The organism is Kribbella sp. VKM Ac-2569, assembly GCF_004216905.1.
Taxonomy (GTDB): Bacteria; Actinomycetota; Actinomycetes; order Propionibacteriales; family Kribbellaceae; genus Kribbella.
Genome location: NZ_SGXJ01000001.1, coordinates 1,759,373 through 1,783,975, shown reverse-complemented (window position 1 = coordinate 1,783,975; position 24,603 = coordinate 1,759,373). Strand labels below are relative to the sequence as shown.

Annotated in this window: 27 protein-coding genes; 19 read left to right on the top strand and 8 right to left on the bottom strand. The window is 68.5% G+C overall.

What is annotated here, in order from left to right:
* Window positions 1-28: 28 nt before the first annotated feature.
* Window positions 29-940, top strand: a complete 912-nt coding sequence (locus EV649_RS08340; protein ID WP_241997874.1) for an aminoglycoside phosphotransferase family protein — start codon at window positions 29-31, stop codon at window positions 938-940.
* A gap of 107 nt (window positions 941-1,047) precedes the next feature.
* The gene (locus tag EV649_RS08335) at window positions 1,048-2,961 is read left to right on the top strand and encodes an HNH endonuclease signature motif containing protein (RefSeq protein ID WP_130382096.1); all 1,914 of its coding nucleotides are present in this window, start codon (window positions 1,048-1,050) and stop codon (window positions 2,959-2,961) included.
* A gap of 498 nt (window positions 2,962-3,459) precedes the next feature.
* Here the strand turns inward: EV649_RS08335 and EV649_RS08330 are convergent, their stop codons facing one another.
* Together EV649_RS08330 and EV649_RS08325 are read right to left on the bottom strand one after the other, a co-directional pair.
* Window positions 3,460-4,035, bottom strand: coding sequence for a dihydrofolate reductase family protein (locus EV649_RS08330; RefSeq protein WP_130382094.1), 576 nt, complete (start codon window positions 4,033-4,035; stop codon window positions 3,460-3,462).
* Between the two features lie 136 nt (window positions 4,036-4,171).
* Window positions 4,172-4,804 (bottom strand): TetR/AcrR family transcriptional regulator, encoded by a 633-nt coding sequence (locus EV649_RS08325; protein WP_130382092.1) that lies wholly within the window; start codon window positions 4,802-4,804, stop codon window positions 4,172-4,174.
* Between the two features lie 89 nt (window positions 4,805-4,893).
* On the opposite strand from EV649_RS08325, the gene EV649_RS08320 reads away from it, so the two are divergent.
* Genes EV649_RS08320 through EV649_RS08310 form a run of 3 tightly spaced genes read left to right on the top strand, consistent with a single transcriptional unit; the run spans window position 4,894 to window position 7,874 of the window.
* Window positions 4,894-6,348, top strand: a complete 1,455-nt coding sequence (locus EV649_RS08320) for an NAD(P)/FAD-dependent oxidoreductase (RefSeq protein WP_130382090.1) — start codon at window positions 4,894-4,896, stop codon at window positions 6,346-6,348.
* 54 nt (window positions 6,349-6,402) lie between these two features.
* Entirely contained in the window at window positions 6,403-7,698 is a 1,296-nt protein-coding gene (locus tag EV649_RS08315) for a hypothetical protein (RefSeq protein WP_130382088.1), read from the top strand.
* Complete coding sequence (locus EV649_RS08310) at window positions 7,695-7,874, top strand: hypothetical protein (RefSeq protein ID WP_130382086.1); 180 nt, start codon at window positions 7,695-7,697, stop codon at window positions 7,872-7,874. Before EV649_RS08315 ends, EV649_RS08310 begins: the two co-directional genes overlap by 4 nt.
* 53 nt (window positions 7,875-7,927) lie before the next feature.
* On the opposite strand, the gene EV649_RS08305 is transcribed toward EV649_RS08310, so the two are convergent.
* Window positions 7,928-8,149 carry a hypothetical protein gene (locus tag EV649_RS08305; protein WP_130382084.1) on the bottom strand — a complete coding sequence of 74 codons (222 nt, stop codon included), beginning with the start codon at window positions 8,147-8,149 and terminating at the stop codon, window positions 7,928-7,930.
* Between the two features lie 254 nt (window positions 8,150-8,403).
* On the opposite strand from EV649_RS08305, the gene EV649_RS40755 reads away from it, so the two are divergent.
* Entirely contained in the window at window positions 8,404-8,565 is a 162-nt protein-coding gene (locus tag EV649_RS40755) for a hypothetical protein (RefSeq protein ID WP_157996205.1), read from the top strand.
* Window positions 8,566-8,678: 113 nt separating this feature from the next.
* Here the strand turns inward: EV649_RS40755 and EV649_RS08300 are convergent, their stop codons facing one another.
* The gene (locus EV649_RS08300; protein ID WP_241997872.1) at window positions 8,679-9,428 is read right to left on the bottom strand and encodes a MerR family transcriptional regulator; all 750 of its coding nucleotides are present in this window, start codon (window positions 9,426-9,428) and stop codon (window positions 8,679-8,681) included.
* A gap of 105 nt (window positions 9,429-9,533) precedes the next feature.
* Here EV649_RS08300 and EV649_RS08295 point away from each other — a divergent pair, with 105 nt between their 5' ends.
* The gene (locus tag EV649_RS08295) at window positions 9,534-11,366 is read left to right on the top strand and encodes a hypothetical protein (RefSeq protein ID WP_130382080.1); all 1,833 of its coding nucleotides are present in this window, start codon (window positions 9,534-9,536) and stop codon (window positions 11,364-11,366) included.
* Window positions 11,363-12,355, top strand: a complete 993-nt coding sequence (locus tag EV649_RS08290; protein ID WP_241997870.1) for an alpha/beta hydrolase — start codon at window positions 11,363-11,365, stop codon at window positions 12,353-12,355. Before EV649_RS08295 ends, EV649_RS08290 begins: the two co-directional genes overlap by 4 nt.
* A gap of 1 nt (window position 12,356) precedes the next feature.
* Here the strand turns inward: EV649_RS08290 and EV649_RS08285 are convergent, their stop codons facing one another.
* A complete protein-coding gene (locus EV649_RS08285; protein WP_157996204.1) occupies window positions 12,357-12,770 on the bottom strand; it encodes a CHRD domain-containing protein in 414 nt (137 codons plus the stop codon).
* Between the two features lie 176 nt (window positions 12,771-12,946).
* Here EV649_RS08285 and EV649_RS08280 point away from each other — a divergent pair, with 176 nt between their 5' ends.
* From EV649_RS08280 to EV649_RS08265, 4 genes are read left to right on the top strand one after another with little or no spacing between them, the layout of a single operon-like run.
* Window positions 12,947-13,654 (top strand): SDR family NAD(P)-dependent oxidoreductase, encoded by a 708-nt coding sequence (locus tag EV649_RS08280; RefSeq protein WP_130382076.1) that lies wholly within the window; start codon window positions 12,947-12,949, stop codon window positions 13,652-13,654.
* Window positions 13,655-13,664: 10 nt separating this feature from the next.
* Window positions 13,665-14,504 carry an NAD(P)-dependent oxidoreductase gene (locus EV649_RS08275; RefSeq protein ID WP_130382074.1) on the top strand — a complete coding sequence of 280 codons (840 nt, stop codon included), beginning with the start codon at window positions 13,665-13,667 and terminating at the stop codon, window positions 14,502-14,504.
* A gap of 22 nt (window positions 14,505-14,526) precedes the next feature.
* Complete coding sequence (locus EV649_RS08270) at window positions 14,527-15,126, top strand: TetR family transcriptional regulator (RefSeq protein WP_130382072.1); 600 nt, start codon at window positions 14,527-14,529, stop codon at window positions 15,124-15,126.
* A 47-nt stretch (window positions 15,127-15,173) separates the two neighbouring features.
* Window positions 15,174-16,322 (top strand): CoA transferase, encoded by a 1,149-nt coding sequence (locus EV649_RS08265; RefSeq protein ID WP_130382070.1) that lies wholly within the window; start codon window positions 15,174-15,176, stop codon window positions 16,320-16,322.
* Here the strand turns inward: EV649_RS08265 and EV649_RS08260 are convergent.
* From EV649_RS08260 to EV649_RS08250, 3 genes are read right to left on the bottom strand one after another with little or no spacing between them, the layout of a single operon-like run.
* A complete protein-coding gene (locus tag EV649_RS08260) occupies window positions 16,297-17,352 on the bottom strand; it encodes a LacI family DNA-binding transcriptional regulator (protein ID WP_130382068.1) in 1,056 nt (351 codons plus the stop codon). The genes EV649_RS08265 and EV649_RS08260 overlap by 26 nt on opposite strands.
* Window positions 17,353-17,370: 18 nt before the next feature.
* Window positions 17,371-17,688 (bottom strand): hypothetical protein, encoded by a 318-nt coding sequence (locus EV649_RS08255; protein WP_130382066.1) that lies wholly within the window; start codon window positions 17,686-17,688, stop codon window positions 17,371-17,373.
* 4 nt (window positions 17,689-17,692) lie between these two features.
* A complete protein-coding gene (locus tag EV649_RS08250; RefSeq protein ID WP_130382064.1) occupies window positions 17,693-18,640 on the bottom strand; it encodes a DUF6772 family protein in 948 nt (315 codons plus the stop codon).
* Window positions 18,641-18,793: 153 nt separating this feature from the next.
* Between EV649_RS08250 and EV649_RS08245 the strand changes: the two genes are divergently transcribed.
* Genes EV649_RS08245 through EV649_RS08215 form a run of 7 tightly spaced genes read left to right on the top strand, consistent with a single transcriptional unit; the run spans window position 18,794 to window position 24,600 of the window.
* Window positions 18,794-19,453 carry a helix-turn-helix domain-containing protein gene (locus EV649_RS08245; RefSeq protein ID WP_130382062.1) on the top strand — a complete coding sequence of 220 codons (660 nt, stop codon included), beginning with the start codon at window positions 18,794-18,796 and terminating at the stop codon, window positions 19,451-19,453.
* A complete protein-coding gene (gene nikB / locus EV649_RS08240; protein WP_130382060.1) occupies window positions 19,453-20,379 on the top strand; it encodes a nickel ABC transporter permease in 927 nt (308 codons plus the stop codon). Before EV649_RS08245 ends, nikB begins: the two co-directional genes overlap by 1 nt.
* Before the next feature lie 2 nt (window positions 20,380-20,381).
* Complete coding sequence (locus EV649_RS08235) at window positions 20,382-21,263, top strand: ABC transporter permease (RefSeq protein WP_198682359.1); 882 nt, start codon at window positions 20,382-20,384, stop codon at window positions 21,261-21,263.
* Window positions 21,263-22,249 (top strand): ABC transporter ATP-binding protein, encoded by a 987-nt coding sequence (locus EV649_RS08230; RefSeq protein WP_130382058.1) that lies wholly within the window; start codon window positions 21,263-21,265, stop codon window positions 22,247-22,249. Before EV649_RS08235 ends, EV649_RS08230 begins: the two co-directional genes overlap by 1 nt.
* On the top strand, window positions 22,239-23,243 hold the full coding sequence (locus tag EV649_RS08225; RefSeq protein WP_130382056.1) for an oligopeptide/dipeptide ABC transporter ATP-binding protein: 1,005 nt from the start codon (window positions 22,239-22,241) through the stop codon (window positions 23,241-23,243). The genes EV649_RS08230 and EV649_RS08225 overlap by 11 nt, the downstream gene beginning before the upstream one ends.
* Window positions 23,240-23,842, top strand: coding sequence for a histidine phosphatase family protein (locus EV649_RS08220; protein ID WP_130382054.1), 603 nt, complete (start codon window positions 23,240-23,242; stop codon window positions 23,840-23,842). Before EV649_RS08225 ends, EV649_RS08220 begins: the two co-directional genes overlap by 4 nt.
* Entirely contained in the window at window positions 23,839-24,600 is a 762-nt protein-coding gene (locus EV649_RS08215; protein ID WP_130382052.1) for an endonuclease/exonuclease/phosphatase family protein, read from the top strand. Before EV649_RS08220 ends, EV649_RS08215 begins: the two co-directional genes overlap by 4 nt.
* Window positions 24,601-24,603 lie beyond the last annotated feature (3 nt).

Below are 24,603 nucleotides of genomic sequence, written 5' to 3'. Positions count from 1 at the left end.
TACGTCGTCTGGGTGTGAGGGTCGCGCCGTGACGGGTGTTCCGAAGCTGCACGACGACGAGGTGGAAATCGACTCCACGGTGGTGGAGCGATTGCTCGCGGAGCAGTTCCCGCGCTGGGCGGGGCTGTCGGTGCGGGTGGTCGAACGGTCGGGGACCGACAACGTGACGTTCCGCGTGGGCGACGACCTATCGGTTCGCTTGCCGCGGACGTCGCGGAACCAGGGACAGGTCGAGAACGACCTGACGTGGATGCCGCGCCTGGCGCCGTACGTCTCGCTCCCGATCCCGGAACCACTGGAACTCGGGCAGCCGGCCGAGGTCTATCCCTTCACCTGGGGCGTCTACCGCTGGTTGCCTGGAGCACCGTTGTCGCCGGAGACCGTCGACGCCACCCAGGCAGCTCGTGACCTCGCCGGTTTCGTGCGCACCCTGCGAGAAGTCGACACGACCGGCGCACCCGTTCCGGACGACGATCCGTTCAGCCGCGGTACGCCGCTGGCACCGCGGGACGAGATGTTCCGCGAGGCGCTGGACGAGCTGCGGGAACACTTCGACACCGGGCGCGTGCTGGCAGCCTGGGAGGAGTCCTTGGCGGCCGGCACCTGGGACGGTACGCGGCGGTGGATCCACGGCGACCTCATGTCGGGCAACATACTGGTTGCTAATGGCAAGCTTTCGGCGGTGATCGACTTCGCCACGGCGCGCGCCGCCGACCCGGCAGGCGATGTACTGCCCGCATGGTGGATCTTCGAAGGCGAGTCCAGGAAGGCTTACCGCGAAGCGTTAGAGGTCGGCAACACCACCTGGCTCCGCGCCCGCGGCTGGGCCCTGTCCCTGGTGATCATCGCAATCCCTTACTACATGGGCCGTTTCCCCGACACCCTCCCCAACGGCCAAGCCTCGGTAGCCGACATCCTCACCGACTTCACTGCACACTAGTCGCCGCTTGCGCAAGGGGCTGTGGAGATCTGTGGATAACAGAATCCCTTGAAAATAAGGGGATCTGGCTTTGAAAACTGTCGGTGGGGGTGGCTAGGCTTTGATGCATGGACAAGCCGCCTGAGTTGATGAGCGATGCGGAGCTGGAGCGCGCTCTCGACCAGGCCGACGCCGACCTGACCCGGATCGAAACCCGCCGGCTGCGGATCATCGCGGCGATGGACAAGTCCGGGTACGCCGAGCGGGTCGGTGCCCGGGACATGGTCCAGTACGTGGAGTTCCGCTACCGCCTCGACCACGCCCGCGCCTTCCGCGACGTCCGCCTGGCCCGTGTCCTGCCCAAGTATGCGGCGGTCGTCGCCGCGCTGCCCGACCCCGACTCGGTTGTGGAGGACGGGGAGATTCCTGCGGTGCTGTTGCGGCCAGCCCAGGCCGAAGCAATCGTGACCGCCCTGGAAAAGGTCCCGACAACCGTCCCGGTCGCCGATCTCGAGTTCGCCGAACAGGAACTAGTCCGCCTCGCCCGGCACCTGTGCCCGGCCGATCTGCGTCAGGCCGCCGAGCAGTCCCGCGACATCCTGGACACCGACGGCCCCGAACCCGAAGAGGACAAGGCCGCCGCCCGCGAGACCCTCACCCTCAAGACCGCGGACCGGGGCGTGAAGTTCACCGGCTACCTGGCCAACGAGAACGCCGAGCTCCTCCGCACCCTGATCGTCACCGGCGCCCGCCCCCACAAGACCATCGACGGCGAACGCGACCCCCGCTCCCGCGAGAAGCGCCAGGCCGACGCCCTCAGCACCACGTTGACGCTGGCCGCCACCGCGCTCGACGCCGGCACCCCCTCACCCACCATCCCCCGCCCCACCACGCCGGACGCCGGCGACTCAGATACCTCAACGGCGCAGACACAGAGCGAACCGGACAACGATCCGGACAACGGCGCGGACGGCGGCGCGGTGGCTGGCCAGGCTTGTGGTGGCGTGGGTGGTTCGCGCGGTGGGGTCGTGGACACGGTGCCTGGGTTCGGGGCGAAGGCGAACCTCACCGTGACCATCGACTTCCAGGACCTGAAGGCGGCGACCGCGGACGCGATCGGGCAGACCGTCTACAGCAACGGACTGTCCGCGGCCACCATCCGCCGCCTCGCCTGCGACGCCAAGGTCATCCCGATCGTGCTCGGCTCCAACTCCGAACCCCTCGACGTCGGCCGCTGCGAACGCCTCGTCACCAAGGCGATCCGCCGCGCCCTGAACACCCGCGACCGCGGCTGCGTGATCTGCAATGCACCGCCCGTCATGTGCGACGCGCATCATCTGATCTCCTGGATCGACGGCGGCGACACCAAGGTCGAGAACCTCGCCCTGGTCTGTCGCCGCCACCACACCGACCTGCACCACGGCCACTGGACCATCACCATCGCCAACGGCCAAGTCCACGTCACCAGACCCACCTGGGCCGACCCGGCAACCACTCGCCAACATCGCCCAAACCCACCAACAACCACACCGCCACCACCACAGGCAACCCACCCGCGAGCCAGCGACTCACGGGCGAACGAATCACGGGCCGATCACTCACCGCCTGGCAGTTCACCGCCCGGCGAGTCACCGGCTGATGACCTCTTGCCCGACGACGCACTGTCCGAGGGCTCGCGGGCCAATCACTTGCGGGCTGATCACTCAGCGCCGGAGGACCCATGGGCTGGCGACTCACGAGCGGACCACTCACCGCCCGGCGACTCCGGGGCCGATCGCCTATTGCCCGAGGGGTCGCGAGCCGATCCGTCACCGCCTGGCGAGTCTCGGGTCAACCACTCGCGGGCCGGGTCCTCATCGGCCAGCGAGTCACAGGTCAGCGAGTCAGAGGCCTGCGACTCATCGGCCAACGGCTCGCGCGACGCGACGTACCTGGCGATCTGGGGCGACGGCCCTCCAATCGACCGTAGGGCGGAGTCGGCGCGTCGAGGCTCGGACAGGACACCGCTCGACCCATGGGGCGAGACCGTCGAAGTCGCCTGAGCCACGGCTGGCCCGATGCGCCGTAACGGTGGCCGCAAGCACGTTGCCGCTAGCAAGCATCGACCGCACCTGACGCTGAACCAGCAGAATCCCTGGATGGCGGGCTTCAGCTAGCCGCTGGCTGTCAGCCGGTATATGCGGTAGATGCGGTACATGCGGCGCCGGCCCGGCCGCGCGGCACGGCTTGCTCGTGTGACGCCCGTGGGGTTCGGGTGAGTTGGCCACATCTGCGGGCGGATGACGCGTCGCAGCCCTTGCCGGTGGTCACCCGCCACCGGCTATCACCGTCGGGGCGGCCGGTGTGTTTGGTCGCGTGCTCGACTTTGCGAACCACCGTCTGCCGCAGCCGGTGCGGTGGTCGCCCGTGTCTACCTTCATGAACCCGCCGTCTGCGGCCGTTGGTGGGTGGTGGGCGGTTGGCGAGGTTCGTGGCTGCTGGGTCACCGCGGAAGGAGTGGAGTGACCACCGGCGGGCTGGGCGGGCTCGGGTTGGGGCGGTCAGGTGTGGAGGGTGGGGCGGTAGATGAGCTCCTGGGTGTGGCCGTCGAGGGTTTGGCTCTCGATCAGTTCCAGGTCGAGTTCGGTTGCGTCCTCGAAGATCCGGCCCAGCCCGCCCTTGCCCGTGATCACCGGGAAGATCGTCACCTGGACGCGGTCGACCAGGCCGGCGGCCAGCAGTGCGCGGTTCAGGGTGAGGCTGCCGTGCGAGCGCAGCGGGATGTCCGACTCCTTCTTGAGGCGGGCGATGGCTTCGACGGGGTCGCCGTTCAGGACGGTGGCGTCCGGCCAGTCGAGGGTTCCTTCGAGGGTGTTCGACACCACCGTCGTCGGCAGGTTCCGCATCCGGGTGACCCACGGGTCCCGTGTCTCGGACCCTTCGGAGCTTGCGGCCAGCATCGCCGCCATCCCCCGAAAGGTGTTGGCCCCGAGGGCCAGCCGCTGCTCTTCGTTGAACTGAGCGAGGCGGTGTTCGAGAAACTCCGGACCTTGCTTCCCGAAGTAGCCACCGAAGGACCGGCTGTTCGAGTAACCGTCGAAGCTCGAGAAGATGTCGAAGGTGTAGCTGGCGGTCATGATGTTCTCCCCTGGTTTGGTGGGCGCCTCTTCGGTGCCCTCACCACTACTACGACCATGTCGGCCCCGATCCGACATCCCTCCCAGACCAAACATCGTCAGCTGGGTGCGAGGAGCGTACTTCGGCGACGGGTGATCAGGTGGTTTTGAGGGTGTGGAGGCCCTGCCAGAGGAGGTCTTGGAGGGTGCGGGCCACCTTTTCGGGCGTGGGGGGCGTGGCGGCGCGGGTGCGCCAGATGGCGAGGCGTTCGGTGGCGCCGGAGATGCTCTGGGCAACGATCTGGACCTCGTCGTCGTCGACGGGGCGACCGGCGGGGAGGTTCATCCGGACCATCGTGGCGATCAGTTCGATGAAGGCCGCGCGTACCTCGTCGGTGGCCTCCGCGGCGGGGCCGGCGCTCAGCATGCCCTCGTCGACCAGGACGGACCAGGCCTGCGGGTGCTCGTCGAGGAAACGGAACCAGGCCAGAAAGCCGACGTACAGGGCGTCTTCGGCGTCGGGAGCGGCCATCACGGCGTCGGCGACGGTGTCCAGCAGTTGGCCGCGGAGCCGGGCGAGGCAGGCGAGGAACAGGCCGTCCTTCGAGCCGTAGTACTGGTAGATCAGCGGTTTCGACACCCCGACCTGTGCGGCGACGTCGTCCATGGACGTGCCCTGGTACCCGCGCTCACCGAAGATCCGCTCGGCCGCCTCGAGGATCTCCCGTTCCCGCGCGGCCCGGTCGCGTCGGCGCTTCGGCGGGCCCTGGGGAACCGTGGTCGAGGTCACTTGCGCAGTCTAACTGACTCCGAGTAACTTACTGCGAGTAAGTTCCGCACGAGTAACTACCGACGACGACGAACGGGCTGGAGAACCTCATGGGCGAGCGGCATCGGATCGTGGTGATCGGCACCGGGTTCGCGGGCATCGGGATGGCGGTTCGGCTGAAGCAGGCCGGGTACGACGACTTCGTCGTACTGGAGCGCGCCGAGGACGTCGGCGGCACCTGGCGGGACAACACGTACCCGGGCTGCAGGTGTGACGTGCCGTCGCATCTGTACTCGTTCTCGTTCGCCCCGAATCCCGACTGGTCGTCGACCTTCTCGCCGCAGCCCGAGATCGAGGACTACCTGCGCAAGGTCACCGAGTCCTACGGCGTTCGCCCGCACATCCGCTTCGGCAACACGGTCGAGTCGGCGCGCTGGGTGGACGGCACCTGGCAGATCACCACGAACCAGCAGACGTTCACCGCGGATGTCGTGCTTTCCGGGATGGGTCCGCTGGCGGAACCGTCGTACCCGAAGCTTCCCGGAATCGAGGACTTCGAGGGCGAGGTCTTCCACTCGGCGCGCTGGAACCACGACCTGGACCTCAGTGGTCGCAAGGTCGCCGTGATCGGAACCGGCGCGTCGGCGATCCAGTTCGTGCCGGCGATCCAGCCCGAGGTCGAGGAACTGCACCTGTTCCAGCGGACGCCGCCGTGGGTGATGCCGCGGCCCGACCGCAAGATCACCGCGGCGGAGAAGGCGATCTTCCGGCGCTTCCCGCTGGTGCAGAAGGCAGTCCGGGCCGGGATCTACTGGGGTCGCGAGTCGATGGTGCTCGGATTCGCGAAGCTGCCCGCGATCATGAAGCAGGCGCAGAAGGTCGCCGAGAAGCACCTCGCGCACCAGGTCCGCGAACCGCTGCTGCGGGCCAAGCTGACGCCGGACTTCACTCTCGGCTGCAAGCGTGTGCTGATCTCCGACGACTACTACCCGGCGCTCGCCCGGCCGAACGTCGAGGTGGTCACCGACGGGATCGCCGAGGTGACGCCGACCGGCATCGTCACCACCGAGGGCGTGAAGCACGAGGTCGACACCATCGTCTACGGCACCGGCTTCAAGGTCACTGACCTGCCGGTGATGGACATGGTGCACGGCCGCGACGGCGTCGCGCTGCGCGAGGCCTGGGGCGACGGGATGGAGGCCCATCTCGGTACGGCGATCGCCGGCTTCCCGAACTTCTTCATGCTGATCGGCCCGAACACCGGCCTCGGGCACAGCTCGATGGTGTTCATGATCGAGTCCCAGATCGCGTACATCCTCGACGCGCTGAAGACCATGGATGCCCAGGGTCTGCGAGAGGTCGAGGTGCGGCCGGACGTGCAGCGCGCGTTCGTCGACGGGGTCCGCTCGTCGATGCGGAACACGATCTGGACCCGCGGCGGCTGCACCAGCTGGTACCTGGACTCGGAGGGACGCAACACGACCCTCTGGCCGTCGTTCACGTTCCGGTTCCGGCAGCTGACCCGGCGCTTCGATCCCGACGAATATCAGACCCTCGCTATGTGACATCGGTCGTGTTACATTCGATCGGTCGGATAGTCCGGTGGATCGGAGCGCGCGGTGCTGCCACTGCATGGGATCGGCGGTCGAGGGGACCTGCCGGTGCCGTTGTGGCTGGCGATCTACTCCGCCGGCGCCGCGGTCGCGGTGTCGTTCTTCGCGCTCGCCGCGTTCTGGTCGCGCCCGCGGTTCGAGGGGACCGTGGGCCGACCGCTCGAGGCGCTGACCCGGATCGTCGATCACCCGGTGACCCGCGCCGTACTGAAGCTGGCCGGGCTAGCAGCGCCCGCACTCCTGCTCGGGGCCGCGTGGTTCGGTAACCCCGAGCCGTCCCTGAATCCGGCGCCGACCTGGCTGTACGTGTGGATCTGGGTCGGCATCATCCCGCTCTCGCTGCTCTTCGGACCGATCTGGCGGCTGGCGAACCCGTTGCGGACGATCGCGGGCCTGGTACGGCGTACGTCGTACCGACCCCTCCCGGACGGGATCGCGTACTGGCCCGCGGTGGCCGGTCTGGCCGGCTTCCTCTGGCTCGAATTGGTGTACCCAGAAGGCTCCGACCCGCGCGTGGTCGCGATCTTCACCACGACGTACGCCGTCGTGAATGTTGCCGCAGGCATCGTTTACGGCCCGTCCTGGTTCGCGATCGGGGACAGCTTCGAGGTGTACGCCGAGACGCTCGGCCGACTGAGCCCTCTCGGCCGCGGCGCGCACGCCCGGCTCGAACTGCGGAACCCGCTCGCCGGACTGGCGACCATGCCGCAGCAGCCGGGAATCGTCGGACTGCTGTGTCTGCTGCTCGGGTCGACCGCCTTCGATGGAATCTCCCGCTGGTCAGCGTGGACGCGGCTGACGGGTGGGCTGGGCCACATCCCTGTTTACACATTGGGGTTGATCGCCGCGGTCGCGATCGTCACGGCCCTGTTCCTGCTCGCCGCGCGGACAACCGGCCCGGCGCAGATCCGGCCGGGGGCGGTCGGGGCCGCCGGGTTGCCGGGCGCGTTCGTGCATTCGCTGGTGCCGATCGCGATCGGGTACGCCGTCGCGCACTACTTCTCGTTCGCGATGTTCCAGGGTCAGGAGGGCTGGCTGCTCGCGACCGACCCGTTCGGGCGCGGCTGGGACCTGCTCGGGACGAGCGGGACGCGGATCGACTACGCGTTCCTCGGGACCGGGCTGATCGCGGGGGTCCAGATCGGTGCGATCGTGCTCGGACACGTACTTGGGGTCGTGTCCGCGCACGATCGCGCTACCGACCTGTTCCGGCGCCGCCAGTTGCGGAGAGCGCAGTACCCGATGCTGGCCGCGATGGTCGCGTTGACAGCCGGCGGAATCGCTCTGGTGACGGCCTCATGATCCCGCTGCACCTGGGCGGGATCCCCGAGACCGCAATGGTGCTCGGCCCGATCCTGCTGATCGTCGCCTTCGTCCGCATCGCCCGCCGCAACGAAGCGAACCTCCCGGACGACGAAGACGACTGGAACGCCGATCTAGGTGATCTTCCCGATCGACGCGACCTCACCAAGAAATAAGTGAGGCCCGGCAAACCCCCTGCGGTTCGCCGGGCCTCTGGGTCCCCGTTGGTTCAGGCGGCCAGGGCCGGTTCGTAGTACCCGCTGACGCGGGACGGGGTGGTCGTGCGGGCCAGTTCGGCGAGGCGGGCGCAGCCGGCGGTGAGGGCGGATTCGAGGGTCGGCCACTCGTCGACGCACCAGTACGGGTCGTCGGGCTGCCGGTCGTTGTCGTCGTCGATGTCGGCACACCAGCCGCCGGAGCGGACGCGGTGGACATGCAGTCGGAGTTTCATCAGAGTCAGCTTTCAGAACGGCAGGGGGCGCCCGGACGGGGTCCGGAGGTCGAGGGTCTGAGTCTGCCGGCGGGTCGTGATGGTGCGGGGCCGCCGACGAATCTGGATCTGGCGCATCCTCTTCCTCCTGCCTTGGTCTGTTCTGGTAGCTATACGCTCGCGCATGAGGACCGGTTCACACATGCGGAGGATTACCTATCTGCCCCTTGGCCTTCCCTCAGAGAGACTGAGCTTCTCTCAGGGAGGATGTAGGGGTGGACAGTCTGCTGAAGCGCTGGGGACTTCAGAGGTACGACGTACGCCCGCTCACCGAAGGTACGAACAACACCGGCTACTACGTCGGTGACGAGTTCGTCCTGCGCATTCATCGCAATGCGATCACTCCGTCGTACGAGCATGCAGTACTGCGGGCTTGAGTGGACTGTCCTTCGCCGCACCGGTGCCCGTGCCCGCTGACGGAGAAACCGCGATACGTGGCGAGCTCAGTCGCCGACCGAGTGGAACGCCTTCGGCGGGTCGCCGGTCCCATCTAGCCCGTAGAAGGCAGTGCCTTCGGGTCGAGTCCCAGCTCCTCGTAAGCGACGATCTCGATCTCGCGGGCCATCGCCTCCCGGAACGCCGCGACCAGCGCCTGCCCGGCCAGCGGGATGATGCCCTCCAGCGTGCGCTGGATCTCTGGCCAGCCCTCCGTCGGCATGCCGGCGTTGGTGAAGTCGCGCCAGACCGTGCTGCGGAACAGCTCGACGTACGTCTTGGCGACCGCGTCCGCCTGCGCGAACAGCTTGGGCAGCATCTCGAAGATCGCCTGCATCGGGACGCCGAGCTTGATCACCTCGAGGCCGGTGCGCAGCAGGTCCGAGTTCGCGATCCGGAGCCGGCCGTCGTCCAGCCGCTCGGCGATCCCGAGCTCGACCAACCGCTCGATCACCGCGGGATCGTGCGGTACGCCGGCCCGCTCCGCCAGCTGGAATTCGTCGAGCTCCTCGGGCTCGGCCGGGGTCCACGGGTTCACCAGGGTCTCGAAGACGCCGAGCGCCATCGCGCCGTCGGGCAGTTCGCCCAGCATTCGCTCGACCGCGGCCAGCGTGTAGCCCTTGGCGAGCAGCTCGCGGACCAGCGTCAGACGGGCCACGTGATCCTGGCCGTAATACCCGGTCCGGCCGACCAGCCGCGGCGGTGGGATCAGGCCGCGCCCGGCGTACGCGCGTACGTTCCGCACCGTCATGCCCACCTTGGCGGCGAGCTGGTCGACGGTGAGTTCCTCGTCCTGTGCGTCCACCCTTGACAGTCTTCCAGACTCCACGTTACATAGTAGATGTAACATCAGCCATGGCGCATGCCTCCTGTCGCACCAAACCCACGCTGTCTGATGAAGGAGCACCCGATGGCGATCCCGCTCGCGACCACCGGTACGGCGACGTTCGATCAGATCGCGATCGTCACCGGCGTGGTCGGGCTGCTGTACGTCGCACTCGCCGTGCTGCTGTGGCGCGAACGTACCGGCCGCGTCACGCTGGTAGGTAGGTTCGCGGACACCATCGGGAGACTGGACGGAGTCCCCCGATGGGCCGCGCTCACGCCGTACCTGCATGCCATCTCGCTGCTCGCCTGCGCATTCGGGGTCTGGTGGGACATTGCGGTGCACATCGACAAGGGCCGCGACACCGGTCCGTTCGGGACGCCGGCGCACTACCCGATCTTCTTCGGGATCCTCGGCGTGATCGTCTCCGGCGTACTGCCGATCGCGCTCGCACGGAAGCCACTGCCGGCCAGGACGATCAAGCTGGCCAAGGGCTGGCGGGTCCCGTGCAGTGCCGCGCTGATCACGGTCTGCGGCACGTTCGCGCTGGTCGGGTTCCCGCTCGACGATGTCTGGCACCGCCTATTCGGCGAGGACGTCACGCTCTGGGGGCCGACGCACCTGCTGATGATCGGCGGCGTGGTCTTCTCGATCTTCGCGCGGCTGCTGGCGATCGCCGAGGTCGAGCAACTGATGGGCGTCAACAAACGGCGGCTGTTCCAGGAGCTCGTGTCGGTGGGTGCGCTGCTGATCGCGTGGGACCTGTTCAGCACCGAGTTCAACTACGGCGTACCGCAGTTCCCGTTGATCCTGCAGCCGCTGCTGATCGTGTTCGGCTCGGCGATGGCGTTCACGATCCTGCGGGCGCGCCGCGGGCCGGGGACGACGTTCGCCGCACTGGCCGTGTACCTGCTGATCCGCGGCGGGATCGCGTGGGCGGTGGCCGAGCCGCTCGGCGAGATCGTCGGGCACTTCCCGTTGCTGATCGTCGAGGCGCTGCTGGTCGAGGTCGTGGCGTTTACCCTCGGCAACAAGAACCGCTTCCGGCTGGGGCTCGTCTCCGGTCTGCTGATCGGGACCGTCGGCGTGGTCGCGGAGTACGCCTGGAGCCAGGTCTGGATGCCGATCGCGTGGCCGTCGTCGATGCTGCCGGCCGCGATCGGGTACGGCGTGATCGTCGGAGCCGGCGCCGGCCTGGTCGGGGCGTGGCTCGCGACCCGGTACGCCGAGGTGGCCGGCGAGGAGCGCGCGATCGGGATCAAGTACATCCGGCCGGTCGCGGTCCGGCGTACTCATCAACTGGGTGCGGTCGGACTGGTCGCGGTTGTGGCGACGGTGTTCTTCTGCGTGCCGCGGACAGCGGATACGGGCGTGTCCGGGGTCGTGTCGTTGGAGCGGGTGGCCACGGGGGCCGAGCCGACGGCGTACGTCACGATCACGATGTCTCCGGCAGACGCGGCCGCCCATGTCGACGGCGCGCGGTGGTTCGAGGCGCTTGCCTGGCAGGGCGGCGGGCTGGTGTTCCACCCGATGGAGAAGGTTGCCGACGGCACGTATCGGTCGGCCGGCCCGCTGCCGATGTACGGGAAGTGGAAGTCGATGATCCGGCTGCACCAGGGGCCGCGAGACCTGGTGGCGAGCTGGGTGTACGCGCCGGAGGACCCGGCGATCGCGAAGCCCGCGATCCAGGTGTCCAACGGGCAGACGGTCGAGTTCGTGAACGAGCAACAGACGCTGCGCCGCGAGGAACGGACCGACGTGCCACGATGGATGTGGAACGCCGGTTACGCACTGCTCGCGGTCGTCGGGCTGCTCGAGGTGATCGGGATCGCCTGGCTGGTCGGGCGTGGTGCCCGCGGCGGGCGGATGCGGGCGGCCCACCTGGCCGCCGGCGAACGGGAACGGGAGACTGCGTGACGATCCAGTTGGAGCGGTCCGGGGTGACGGCCGCGGACGGAGTACGGCTGAACGTCGAGGTGGCCGGGCCGGCGGACGCGCCGGTGACGGTGCTGCTCGTGCACGGGTGGACGTGCTCGACGCGCTCCTGGCACAACCAGGTGGAGGGGCTGCCGCAGATCCTCGGACCGGATGCCGTGCGGGTCGTCACGTACGACCACCGCGGACATGGTCGGTCGGCCGCGGCGCCTGCGGGTACGACGCGGCTCGATCAGCTGGCGGACGACCTGGTCACGGTCCTCGACGAGGTCGTCGGCGACGGCCCGGTCGTGTACGCCGGCCACTCGATGGGCGGCATGACCCTGATGGCGGCCGCCGACCGGTACCCGGAACTGTTCGGCTCCCGCATCCGCGCGGCAGCCCTCGTCAGCACCACCTCGGGCCGCCTGACCGAAGGCGCCCTCGGCCTCCCCACGAGGTTCGACCCCGCCGCCACCCGGATCGCACCACGCGTGCTGAACGCGGTCGGCAGAAGAATCGACCGCCGCGACGCGCGCCGAGCCCAAGCCCGTGCGGCCGAGGCGGAAGCCCGTGCGGCGGAGACGGCCGCTCAAGGGCGCGGCGCCGCGCACCGGGCCGCAGTTCTCGCCGCAGGCCTGCAACGGCCCGCTCTGCGGCGGGTGGTTTTCGGGAGGAAGCCGGATCCGGCCGAAGTCGAGCTGTTCATGGCGGACTTGGCCGTGGTGCCCGGTGCGTCGTACGGCGGGTTCTTCGAGACGATGCTGGAGCACGACCGCGGTGACGCGCTGAAGGTGCTCGACGAGTTGCCGGTGGAGATCATGCACGGGACCCGCGACCGCCTCCTCCCACCGCGGCACGCGAACCGGATCGCCGCCCAACTCCCGAGCGCGCGCTTGTGGATCTACCCGGGCGCCGGTCACATGCTCATGCAGGAGCGGCCCAGGGACGTCACCCATCGGCTCGCGTCCCTGGCCCGCAAGGTGAGCTGAGCTACTTCAGCTGGCCGCGGATGGCACCTGCCGGGAACGTCGCGTTGTGGATGTTGACGTAGTACGCCGTCGGGTCGGCGGTGATGCCGGCGGCGAGGTCGGTGCTGATCGTGGTGCAACCCGATCCAGGGTTCGCGGCCACGGACAGCGGGATGACGACCGGTCCGGCGACGTGCCGCGGGGCGAGGTGGACGTGCGCGGCCGTGGCGGTCTCGATGTCCTGCCAGCTCAGCGTCCAGCAGAACGTGGTGCCCTCGATGGTGTAGGTGAAGAACCCGTGGCCGTCAGGGTCGGCGGCCGCGGCCTCCTGCCCGCCGCTCATCGGGATGGCTGGTTCGGCGCTCGCGGCCGGCAGGCCGAGTGCGGTGGCCGCAAGGACGGTGGCTATGGCGGCGATGCTGGTGCGTACGGACATGATTCCTCCTGGTCCATGGGGTGCTCGGTCGTCCCCCTGGTCGGGACACGTCCGGAAACCGTGAGTGGTTCGATCAAGCAGCGCCAGCTCGCACATATAACTAACTGTTGACTTACTTCCGTTCGCCAGGCATGCTATATATATCCAGTTAGTTACTTCATCGAACGGAGTAGATCATGTCCACCATCCTGATCACCGGCGCGAACAAGGGCATCGGCTTCGAGACGGCCCGCCGGTTGATCGCCGCCGGCCACACCGTGTACGTCGGCGCCCGCGACGCCGAGCGCGGCCGCTCCGCCGCCGAAGCCCTCGGGGCCCGGTTCGTCCAGATCGACGTGACCGACGACGCGTCCGTCGAGGCCGCGGCCAAGTCCATCGAGGCCGACGGAGGTCTCGATGTGCTGGTCAACAACGCCGGCATCGAGCCGCGCGCGGACGACGGCGGTTTCCTCGCCGTCGGCGACGTAACAGCCGACAGCATGCACAGCGTGTTCGAGACCAACGTGTTCGGTCAGGTCCGGACGCTGCACGCCTTTCTGCCGCTGCTGCAGCGCTCCGCGGCTCCCGTCGTCGTCAACGTCAGCAGTGGCCTCTCCCTGGTGCGCGACCTCGTGGACCAGCAGTCGCCGTCGCACTTCTACCCGGGTGTCGAGTACCCGGCCTCGAAGGCCGCTGTCAACATGGTCACGGTGCAGTACGCGAAGGCGTTCCCAGGCGTCCGGATCAACGCCGCCGACCCAGGCTTCACTGCCACCGACCTGAACCACCACGCCGGGACTCAGACCGTCGAGCAAGGCGCCGAGGTCATCGTCAGACTGGCGCAGGTCGCTCCGGACGGACCGAGCGGCGAGTTATTCGACGCCGCCGGCAAGCTGGCGTGGTAGGGGATCTGCAATGTCTGACAACAAGCCCACGGTCGGCTTCATCGGCTTCGGCGACCAGGGCGCCCCGATCGCGCAGGCGATCGCCGACGGCGGCTATCCGCTGCACGTCTGGGCGCGGCGCCCCGAGTCGCTGATGGCTTTGGAGGGCCACGCTTTCACAACCCACTCGAGCGTTTCCGAGCTGGCGGCGGTCAGCGACATCGTCGGGCTGTGCCTCCGCGAGGACTCCGACAACCTCCAGGTCGCGGTCGAGGGTCGCCTGCTGGAGAACATGCGTCGCGGCGCTGTCCTGGTCAATCACGGCACCGGTCTGCCGCAAGCAGCGCGCGAGCTCGTCCGGCTCGCCGAACCGTACGGCGTCGACGTGCTGGATGCCCCGGTCAGCGGCGGCCGCGCCGTCGCCTTGGCGCGGCAGCTCACCACGATCGTCGGCGGCCGGACGCAGGTCGTCGAGCGCTTGACTCCGGTCTTCCGGACCTTCTCCAAGGAGGTCATCCACGTCGGCCCGGCCGGCTCGGGGCAGTACGGCAAGCTGTTCAACAACGCCCTGATGATGATGAACCACCAAAACGTCATCGAGGTGCTCGACCTGGCGCGGTCCCTCGAGTTGCCGGTCCGGCCGCTGCTCGACGTACTGCGCTCTGGATCGGCGAGCAGCTTCGCCCTGCAAGCCATCGGCCCCTCGATCACCTCGGAGAACGTGCACCACCTGCAACCGCTCGAACTCCTTGACATGCAGCTGTTCAGCGGTGCCGTCGATGCCCTCGGTAACCAGGCGCACACCGTCGTCGAACGCGCGATCGACGGCGCCCGGCGGCTGGACGAGTTGACCGCCGTCGTCGGTGCCTGACCTGGATGAGAGGGTGAGCTACATGTCCGACCGCAGCACCCGGCGCCCGCGCGATGCAGCGGCCACCAAGGCGTTGCTGTTGCGCGCCGCGACGGAGGAGTTCGCGGAGTACGGGCTCGCGGGTGCCCGGATCGACCGGATCGCCGACCGCGCGGGTGTCAACAAGCGCCTGATCTACGTGTACTTCGGCGACAAGGACGCCCTGTTCGACGCGGTCGTGGACGATCAGGCGCAGGCGGTCGTCAAGGCCGTACCGCTCGAGGACGGCGACCTCACGCAGTTCGCCGCGAGCCGGTTCGACTACGTGCTGGCCAATCCGGAAGCCAGGCGGATCGCCATTTGGCGCGCGTTCGAACGCGTCGAACCGACCGACGCGGAGCTGGCCAGTTATCGCGAACGTCTCGACGTGGTCGCCGCGGCGCAGCGGGACGGCAGGCTGCGCGCCGACATCCCTGCCCCGGACCTGTTCGCGATCGTGCTGCGGATGACCGAGAGCTGGTTGAGTGCGCCGCCGGGGCTGCGTGCCGCGGTCGAGGACGAAGCCTCGTCCAGCCAACGCCTGAGCGAACATCGAGCGGCTCTGCTGGCCGCCGTACGCAGCGTTGTCGAGCCGCACAGGTGAGAACAGCGTCACGGTCGCCGTGCGGGATCTCGCCTACGCTCGACCTCGTGCAGAACCTTCTCTCCGATGTCGTGGTCGTGGATCTGACCCGCGCGCTGGCCGGGCCGCATGCGGCGATGATGCTGGGCGATCTCGGGGCGCGGGTGATCAAGGTCGAGACGCCGCACGGCGGCGACGACAGCCGCGGCTGGGGCCCGCCGTTCGTGGACGGCGAGTCGACGTACTACCTCTCGGCGAACCGCAACAAGGAGTCGGTGACCGCCGACCTGAAGTCGGACGAGGGCAAGGAGTTCCTGACCAAGCTGGTCCGGAAGGCCGACGTACTGATCGAGAACTTCCGGCCGGGTGTGCTGGACCGGCTCGGGTTCCCGGTTGACCGCCTGCACGAACTCAACCCCGGCCTGGTGATCCTGTCGATCACCGGTTTCGGGCACGACGGCCCCGAGGGCGGCCGCGCCGGGTACGACCAGATCGCGCAGGGCGAGGGCGGCCTGATGAGCATCACCGGCGAGAGCGAGCCGACGAAGGTCGGCGCCCCGATCGCGGACCTGCTTGCCGGCATGTACGGCGCGTACGGCGCCCTCGCCGCGCTCCACGAGCGATCGATCACCGGCAAGGGCCGGGTCGTCCGGACCAGCCTGCTCGCCTCGGTCGTCGGCGTGCACGCGTTCCACGGCACGAAGTGGACGGTCGCGCACGAGCTCCCCGAACGTGTCGGCAACCATCACGCGCAGATCGCGCCGTACGGGCTCTATCGCACCCAGGACGACATCGTGCAGGTCGCGATCGGCAGCGAAGGCCTCTGGCGGTTGTTCGCGCCGATCGTGGGACTCGACCCGGCCGACGAGCGCTTCGCCACGAATTCCCAGCGGGTCGCACACCGCGACGAACTGACGGCGGCGATCGAGGGCGCGTTCGCCACCGATCAGGCCGACGTGTGGCTGCAACGCCTTGCGGACAAGGGGATTCCGGCGGGCAAGGTCCGTGACTTCCAGCAGGTGTACGACTGGGAGCAGACCCGATCCCAAGGCCTGCTGATCGACGTCGAGCACCCGACCCTCGGCACCATCCAGCTCCCCGGCCCGCCGTTGCGGTTCGACGACAACCAGTACGCCGGTGCGCGCGAGACCAATCTCCCGCCGCCGCGGCTCGGCGAGCACGACGAGTCGGTCAGAGCCTGGCTGGACTCCGAGTAGACGCGCGAACCACGAGTTCGGGACGGATCAGCGTCTTGCGGGGCCGCTCGCTCGCGTCCCGCTTGAGTCGTTGCAGGAGCATGTCAACTGCCGTCGTACCGACCTCGGCGGCCGGCAGCCGGACACTGGTGAGGGGCGTCTGCAGGTACGCCGCGTAGGGGTGGTCGCCGTACCCGGTGATCGCCAGGTCGCGCGGGACCTGGAGACCGCGTTCGGCGAGGATCCGGAGCAGGCCGAGCGCGAAGTAGTCGTTGCCGGTGACGATCGCGTCCGGCAGGGCCAGCGTCTGCGCGAAGCGGTACGCCTCCTCCGGCTGCCAGGGCAGCGCCAACGAGTCGTACCGTCGCGTCGGGACCGTGCGGATCAGGTCGTCAGAGACGTCGAGCCCGCCGTCGGCCATCGCCCGGCGGAATCCGGCGATCCGGTCCGCCGTGGTGGTGATCGGCAGGTCTTCTTCCAGCAGGAGCAGCCGGCGCGCACCTCCCGCGATCAGGTGGCTGGTGGCCTCGTACGACCCGCGTTCGTAGTCGACCCCGACCATGTCGCAGTCGAGCTCGGGCACGTCACGGTTGACGAACACCAGCGGGATCCCGCTGTCCCGGACACGGCGCCAATGGTCCCACTCGGCTTGCACCGGTACGACCACAGCGCCGTCGACCGCGGAGCGCAGCAACGCCTCGGTGGCGCGCTGCTCGTTCTCCACGCTCTCGTCGGTGACGAGCAGCAGCAACGAGTACCCCTGAGCGCGGACCCGGAGCTCGATGCTGCTGATCAGCTGCGCGTAGAACGGGTTCGAGGGGTTGGTGATGACGAGGCCCAGTGTCATCGCGGAGCCGAGCACCAGCGACCGCGCGAGCGTGTTCGGGACGTACCCGATCCGCGCGGCCTCGGCCTGGACGGCGGCCCGCGTGCTCGCGCTGACGCTGTCCTTGTCGCCGAGCGCGCGCGACACGGTGTTCACCGACAGGCCGAGCGCGGTCGCGATGTCCCGCAACGTCGGCCGCGGTCGTGGGCCCTGGGCCTCCGTCATACGACCTCCCCCTCGAGGCTAAGCCTTCACGGCCAGGTGGATGCGTACCTGGACCGAGCCCTCGACCTTAGCTCGCAACCGCAGCCAGTGGCCGAACCCCGCGGCCGGCCAGCTCACCAGCTTGCCAGGTTCGACGATGTGCTCGACGTCGTCGAGGTCGCACCAGGTGATGCCGTCGGGGGAGACCTGGGTGACGTACGTCGCCGTACCGTCGCCGCCGACGTGCTGCACGAACCAGCGCGCCTCACCGGCCCAGGCGACCTCGTAGGGCTCGGTCGCGAAGCGGGTGTCGAACGTAGTGTCGCGTTCCAGCACCGCCGTCATGGACTGTCGCATGGGCCTACCAATCAACCGAGATGAGGACGGAGTCGAGGAAGAGAAAGTTGCGAACCGAGCTGTGGGTGCGGACCGAGAAGTAGAAGTTCAGCAGGTTCTCCAGCGTCTCGTAGCGTTCCTCGTACGGCGGAACCGGTACGTCGCGCATGTCCATCACCCGGTCGTTGACCTGCAGCTCGACGTTGCGCCGCTTGTCGGTGTCGATCAGCCAGCGCAGGTAGTGCCAGTTCACCTTGGTCGGGACCTCGTTGTAGCAGAGCTCCTGCGGCTCGCCGAACGCCTGCCAGTCCTCCGGGTTCGGCGCAGTGAAGTCGGCGGCGTACTCCAGCTTCACCTTGCCCTCGAAGTGTTCGCGCGGCGTCGGCTCGGGGACGGTCGGCGCCATCCACCGCCGGGTGAAGTGGTTGTCGAGATCGGTGTTCTGGTAGCGCGCGACCGTGTGGTAGCGCAGCCCGCCGTCACCGCACAGATCGGTGGCAACCGTGAACGCGCCGAACTGCGCCTCGGACGGGTGCGTGTTGCCGTCCCACTGGACGTCGCCGAAGTTGTCCAGCTCGGCACCTCCGCCGAGGGTCGCTTCCGACTTGAAGGCGAAGTACGTCTCGAGCTGGACGAGGCCGCGGCCGCTCATCGTGAGCCGGCGGATCGCGACCGCGGTGTGGCCCTTGTGCGGGCGGGTCGCGAGCTTGAGCGCGTACGTGCCGCTGAGTGCTCCGTGCGTACCGATGTCGAAGAAGTTGCAGGCCGACAGTTGCGGCGGCCGGAAGTCGCGCATGTGGTCGTCGACCGTGCTGAGGTCGCCGCGGCCGTTGTAGTTGCCGAGCAGCTCGGTCCAGCCGTGCGTCCCACGGTCGAACTCGTCGAAGGCCAGGATGCGCGGCAACGGCGAGAACTTGGACAGCCGGGGATCGGCGGACAGTAACGCGGTGCGTAGATCGGATGTCGTCGTCACCCAGTGAAGTTAACGTTAACGGGAAATTGCCGTCAACAGGCCGTTTCACCCACGGCAACGGTGGTCTATTGACACGTAAATCACACACTTCTACGGTGCATTAACGCTACCGTTAACGTTCACGGCGGCGTCCATCTTTTGCTGGGAGGCACCATGCAGTCGCTGAGCCGTGCCCTCACCGTCCTGGCCGAGCTCAACCATGAGGACCGCGCGTACGGCGTGACCGAGTTGGCCGTCACCGTCGGCCTGCACAAGAGCACCGTGCACCGCATTCTCGCCACGTTCTGCGCCCACGGCCTGGCCGCCCGCGTCGACGACCACCGCTACACGGCTCAGGACGGTCTGGCGGCCCTTCGCCCAACGACACTTCGCCGTACGACGCAACGCCGCGCCGGTCCCGAGCACACGCTGACCGTCCTCGGCGACCGCCTCGGCCGTCTGGTCGTCCTCGCGAAACCGCTGCCCAAGACGACCGGAACCGTCCTGCAAGTCGCGGCCGTAGCGGGTGGTTCGTCGGTGCAACCAGGTCATGCAGTCTCGTTGCGCCAGAGCGCGCTCGGTCGTGCGTACCTGTCCGCCCTTCCAACCGGCGAAGTGACCGGCACACCCGATCTCCTCGATACGCTGCAGCGCATCCGGATGTCCGGGTTCGCGCACAACGCGCGGCCGGTCGCGTCGTTGCCGCGGATGGTCGCCGTGCCGGTGCGGGCGAGTGACGGTACCTGCGCAGGTGCGCTCGGTGCGGAGCTGATCCAGCCGGGGTCGGTCGACGAGGTCCGGCGCGTGGTCTCCGTACTGCGGAGCGGCGTCTGATGGGGGCGTACGTCGTCCGGCGGTTGTTCTTCTCGCTCTTCGTGCTGTGGGGCGCGGTCACGATCATCTTCGTCGTACTGCGGCTCGTACCCGGCGACCCGGCGTACATCATGCTCGGGCCCGATGCGGACCAGGCACAGGTGGCCGCGTTGCGGGCGCAACTCGGGCTCGACCAGTCCCTGATCCAGCAGTACGCGACGTACCTGGCGAACGTCGTGCACCTGGACTTCGGCGAGTCCTTCCGGCTGAACGCGGACTCGATGAGCCTTGTGCTGCAAAGGGTTCCGGCCACCATCCAGCTCGCGACGACCGCGTTGCTGCTGTCGTTGTTGATCGGTCTGCCGCTCGGCGTGATCGCGGCGTTGCGAGCGCACAGCTGGGTGGACCGGGCGATCTCGGTGTTCTCGCTGATGGGCCAGTCGACGCCGTCGTTCTGGCTGGGGATCGTGCTGATCCTGGTGTTCGCGCGCGGGCTGAAGGTGCTGCCCAGTGCCGGCTCGGGGTCGTGGGCGCATCTGGTGCTGCCGACGATCACGCTGGCGTTGCCGTTCCTGGCGATCCTGGTGCGGCTGACGCGCAGCGGACTGCTCGAGGTCGTACATGAGGGCTACGTGCACACCGCGCGGGCGAAGGGGCTCGGCGAGGGGATCGTCGTCCTCGTCCACGCGATGCGGAACGCGCTGATCCCGATCGTGACTGTCGTCGGCCTGCAGTTCGGCGCGTTGCTCGGCGGCACGGTGATCGTCGAGACGGTGTTCGCCTGGCCGGGGGTCGGACGGTTGCTGATCGACTCGATCGGGCGCCGCGACTACGGCGTCGTCCAGGCCTCGATCTTGCTGGTGGCAACGATCTTCGTGCTGATCAATCTGCTCGTCGACCTCCTGTACGGCTTCTTGGACCCACGGGTCCGTCTGGCTGGTGACTGACCTTGACTGTCGAGCTTTCCGTCGCGGCGCCGGTGACCGCGCGCCGTCGTACCAGGGCGGGGTCGGCCCGGATCCGGTTCGGGTTCGCGGTGATCGCGGTGTACGTCGTGGCCGCGGCGATCGGACCGTGGCTGTTCCGGTACAACCCGGTCGACACCCGGACCGCGGACCGGCTGAAGCCGCCGTTCACCCGGCTGTCCGACGGGTCGTTCGCGATCTTCGGCACCGACCAGGTCGGGCAGGACCTCTTCGCGCAGATGTTGCAAGGGGCAAGGATCTCGATCGCGGTCGGGCTGGCGACGCTGGTGCTGGCCGGGACCATTGGCGTGACCATCGGCCTTGCCGCCGGGTACTTCGGCGGCTGGCTGGACGGCGTACTGATGCGGCTCGCGGATATCCAGCTGGCGTTTCCCTCGATCCTGCTGGCGATCTTCATCGCGGCGCTGCTCGGTCCGTCGGTGGTGAACGTGGTGATCGTGCTCGCGGTGGCGAACTGGGTGACGTTCGCCCGGGTCGCTCGCGGGCAGGCGCTGGCGACGCGGCGGCGGGAGTTCGTCGACGCGTCGCGGACGCTGGGCGCCGGGACCTGGCGGCTGATCACCCGCTGCGTGCTGCCGGCCTGTGTCGCGCCGGTGCTGGTCGTGGCGACGGTCGAGATCGGTCACGTGATCCTGGCCGAGGCGTCGCTCAGCTTCCTCGGTCTCGGGACGCCGGCTTCGACGCCCAGTTGGGGTGTGACGATCGCGAACGGACGCAACTACCTCGCGGACGCGTGGTGGATCTCGACGATCCCAGGAATCGCGCTGGCGTTCCTGGTGATCTCGCTCGGCGTACTCGGCGACGCCCTCCGCGACCGCTACGACCCACGGCTGAGGAGTCTCTGATGGCACTGCTGAGTGTGCGCGACCTGCGGGTCGAGTTCGCCACTTCTGGTGGAGTGGTGACCGCCGTCGACGGGGCGTCGTTCGATGTCGGTGCGGGTGAAACCGTTGCCCTGCTGGGCGAATCGGGCAGCGGCAAGAGCGTCACCGCGCAGGCCGTGATGGGGATCGTGCCGAAGCCGGCCGGCCGGATCCCAAGCGGCAGCATCTCCTATGACAGCAAGGACTTGCTCGCACCAGGTGTCGCGAAAGGCCTGCGAGGGCGGGAGATCGCGATGGTCTTCCAGGACCCGTTGAGCTCGCTGAACCCGGTGTTCCGCGTCGGTGCGCAGATCGGCGAGATGTTCCGCCGGCACCGCGGCGCGTCGCGCCGGGAGGCGCGCGCGGCCGCGCTGGACCTGATGAAGCGGGTCGGTATCCCGGCCGCCTCCAAACGTCTCGACGACTACCCGCACCAGTTCTCCGGCGGAATGCGGCAGCGAGTGATGATCGCGATGGCGCTCGCCCTGTCGCCGCGGCTGCTGATCGCGGACGAGCCGACGACCGCGTTGGACGTCACGGTCCAGGCGCAGATCATGGACCTGCTCACCCGGCTGCAGGCCGAGGAGGGCATGTCCCTCGTCCTGATCACCCACGACCTCGGCGTCGTCGCCGGTGTGGCCGACAGGGTGATCCTGATGTACGCCGGACGCGTCGTCGAGACCGGCCCGCTCCGGGAGGTCTACGAACACAGCGGCCACCCGTACACCTCCGGCCTGATGGCGTCGATCCCTGCTCTCGAAGGCCCGCGCGACCGCCTCGTGCCCATCCAGGGTTCGCCACCCGACCTGCTGGACCTGCCCTCCGGCTGCTCCTTCCGCCCTCGCTGCCAGTACGCCGACGAACAATGCGCCGAGGTCGAGCCGGTACTCCGTCAGCTCCCGGACCGCGCCAGCACCCACCAGGCCGCCTGCCACCACCCGGAAGGAGTCCTGACCGATGTCCACTGAGTCTCCCTTGCTTTCGGTGCGCGACCTGCAGACCTCGTTCCCGATGCGGTCGCCCGTGCTCCGGCGTACCGTCGGTCAGATTCAAGCTGTCGCAGGCGTCTCCTTCGACATCCCGGCCGGTGGGACGCTGGGACTGGTAGGGGAGTCGGGCTCGGGGAAGTCGACCGTCGCGCGGACCATCATCGGGCTCGAGAAGGCGCGCTCGGGGAGCATCGTCTTCGACGGTGACGAGCTGACCTCGTTGCCCAAGGCATCCATGCGCCGGGTCCGCCGGCAGCTGCAGATGATCTTCCAGGACCCGTACGCGTCCCTCAACCCGCGCGCGACCGTCGAGCAGATCATCGCCGAGGCCTGGCAGATCCACCCCGACGTCGTACCCCGGAACCGGCACCGCGCCGAGGTCCGCGACCTGCTCGAGCGGGTCGGTCTCAACCCGGACCACGCGGAGCGGTACCCGCACCAGTTCTCCGGCGGGCAACGGCAGCGCATCGGCATCGCCCGCGCGCTCGCCCTCCGCCCGAAGCTGGTGATCTGCGACGAAGCGGTCTCCGCATTGGATGTCTCGGTGCAGGCACAGGTGATCAATCTGCTGGACGATCTGCGCCGCGACCTCGGGCTCGCGTACCTGTTCATCGCCCACGACCTGTCCGTCGTACGGCACATCTCCGACCGGGTCGCGGTGATGTACCTCGGGCGGATCGTCGAGACCGCGTCCCAGGACGAGCTGTTCACACGGCCGTTGCACCCGTACACGCAGGCGCTGTTGTCCGCTGTGCCGGATCCGAAGCCGTGGGACAAGCCGGCGCGCGAGCAGATCATCATCGGCGGCGATGTGCCGTCGCCTGCGGATCCGCCGTCCGGGTGCGGTTTCCGGACCCGCTGCTGGAAGGCGGAGGAGACCTGCGCGCACGACGTACCTGAACTCACGACCCGGCTCGAGCTGCACCCCGCCGCCTGCCACTTCGCCACCGAACTCGCTGGAGCCGCCCGATGAGTGGCACCGAACTGGTCCTCCTCCGCCACGGCGAATCCGTGTGGAACGCCGAGCGCCGGTACCAAGGCCAGCAAGGTACGGGGCTGAGCGCCCGCGGCCGGCAGCAGGCGAAGCAGGCCGCGGAGTACTTGCAGTCGCTCGAGTTCGACGGGATCGTCGCGAGCGACCTGCAACGGGTGACGGAGACCTTGCAGCCCTATCTGGACAGCCAGGATCACCTTGAGGTCCGCGTCGACAAGCGGTGGCGGGAGATCGACGTCGGGACGTGGGGCGGGCGGATGATCGCGAACGTCGCTGCCGAGGAGCCGGACGTCGTCGAGGCCTTCGCTCGTGGCGAAGACGTTGCTCGCGGAGGTGGCGAGACCTTCCGACAGTTGCGGGCACGTGTGTGGGAGGCGGCGCACGACATCACGCGATCCGGCGTACGGCGAGTGCTGGTCGTGACTCACGGCGGGCCGATTCGCGTCGCGGCGGCATCGGCGCTCGGGCTGCCGGCGGGCGACGAGATGTTGTTGGATCCGCCGGGGAACTGCTCGCTCACCACGCTCCGGCTCGACGGACTCACGTCGTACAACGTGCCTACCGGGATGGACCGATGACTTTCACCTTCGTGGCGATGACCTACAACCTGTGGTCCGAGTTCTACCTCGACCAGCGCCGGGACGCGATCGCGAGCCTGTTCACGACGCGTCCGCCCGACCTGCTCGCCGTACAGGAGCTCCGGCCCGCCACCCGCAAGCTGCTCGACGACGTCCTGCCCGACCACGACCGCATCGATGGGACCGCGGGCTGGGAGACCCAGAGCAACCTGTGGTGGCGACGCGACCTGTTCACGTACGTCGAGCACGGGGCCGAGGACGTCGGCATCCTCTCGCCCGACGCGCGCCTGTTCTGGGTCCGGCTACGCACCCCCGACGGCACCGAGCTGATCTTCAGTACGGCGCACCTCACCTGGCCCGGCCACTCCGACGAGCGGACCGACCACGTCAACCGCCGGATCGCCCAGGCCCGCGCGATCGGGGAAGCGCTCGAACGCCTGGCCGGCGACGGCGCCTGCCTGTTCACGGTCGACATCAACGACATCGGCCCACCGCAGTGGGAGCTCGGGAACGCCGGGTTCCTGGACAGCTTCACCGCCCTCGGCCGGCATTCACCGGTGACCCATCCGGTCGTGCCGACGGTCGCGACCGGTCCGATCGGGACCCGGTTGTCACCGCTCGCCTCACCACCCAAGGCGATCGACTGGATCTTCGCCCGCGGCCCGCTCGCCGCCCGGTCCAGCGAGGTCGTCGACTTCTTCCACGACGGCCGCGCCCCCTCCGACCACTACCCGGTCGTCGCCACCTACACGCTTTGAGGA

Excerpts from the sequence above, each read along its gene's own strand:
- EV649_RS08335 (WP_130382096.1), top strand. The coding sequence starts at position 1,048 with ATGGACAAGCCGCCTGAGTTGATGAGCGATGCGGAGCTGGAGCGCGCT.
- EV649_RS08330 (WP_130382094.1), bottom strand. The coding sequence starts at position 4,035 with ATGACCGCCAGCTACACCTTCGACATCTTCTCGAGCTTCGACGGTTAC.
- EV649_RS08320 (WP_130382090.1), top strand. The coding sequence starts at position 4,894 with ATGGGCGAGCGGCATCGGATCGTGGTGATCGGCACCGGGTTCGCGGGC.
- EV649_RS08310 (WP_130382086.1), top strand. The coding sequence starts at position 7,695 with ATGATCCCGCTGCACCTGGGCGGGATCCCCGAGACCGCAATGGTGCTC.
- EV649_RS08305 (WP_130382084.1), bottom strand. The coding sequence starts at position 8,149 with ATGAAACTCCGACTGCATGTCCACCGCGTCCGCTCCGGCGGCTGGTGT.
- EV649_RS08295 (WP_130382080.1), top strand. The coding sequence starts at position 9,534 with ATGGCGATCCCGCTCGCGACCACCGGTACGGCGACGTTCGATCAGATC.
- EV649_RS08285 (WP_157996204.1), bottom strand. The coding sequence starts at position 12,770 with ATGTCCGTACGCACCAGCATCGCCGCCATAGCCACCGTCCTTGCGGCC.
- EV649_RS08280 (WP_130382076.1), top strand. The coding sequence starts at position 12,947 with ATGTCCACCATCCTGATCACCGGCGCGAACAAGGGCATCGGCTTCGAG.
- EV649_RS08275 (WP_130382074.1), top strand. The coding sequence starts at position 13,665 with ATGTCTGACAACAAGCCCACGGTCGGCTTCATCGGCTTCGGCGACCAG.
- EV649_RS08270 (WP_130382072.1), top strand. The coding sequence starts at position 14,527 with ATGTCCGACCGCAGCACCCGGCGCCCGCGCGATGCAGCGGCCACCAAG.
- EV649_RS08260 (WP_130382068.1), bottom strand. The coding sequence starts at position 17,352 with ATGACGGAGGCCCAGGGCCCACGACCGCGGCCGACGTTGCGGGACATC.
- EV649_RS08255 (WP_130382066.1), bottom strand. The coding sequence starts at position 17,688 with ATGCGACAGTCCATGACGGCGGTGCTGGAACGCGACACTACGTTCGAC.
- EV649_RS08245 (WP_130382062.1), top strand. The coding sequence starts at position 18,794 with ATGCAGTCGCTGAGCCGTGCCCTCACCGTCCTGGCCGAGCTCAACCAT.
- nikB (WP_130382060.1), top strand. The coding sequence starts at position 19,453 with ATGGGGGCGTACGTCGTCCGGCGGTTGTTCTTCTCGCTCTTCGTGCTG.
- EV649_RS08230 (WP_130382058.1), top strand. The coding sequence starts at position 21,263 with ATGGCACTGCTGAGTGTGCGCGACCTGCGGGTCGAGTTCGCCACTTCT.
- EV649_RS08225 (WP_130382056.1), top strand. The coding sequence starts at position 22,239 with ATGTCCACTGAGTCTCCCTTGCTTTCGGTGCGCGACCTGCAGACCTCG.
- EV649_RS08220 (WP_130382054.1), top strand. The coding sequence starts at position 23,240 with ATGAGTGGCACCGAACTGGTCCTCCTCCGCCACGGCGAATCCGTGTGG.
- EV649_RS08215 (WP_130382052.1), top strand. The coding sequence starts at position 23,839 with ATGACTTTCACCTTCGTGGCGATGACCTACAACCTGTGGTCCGAGTTC.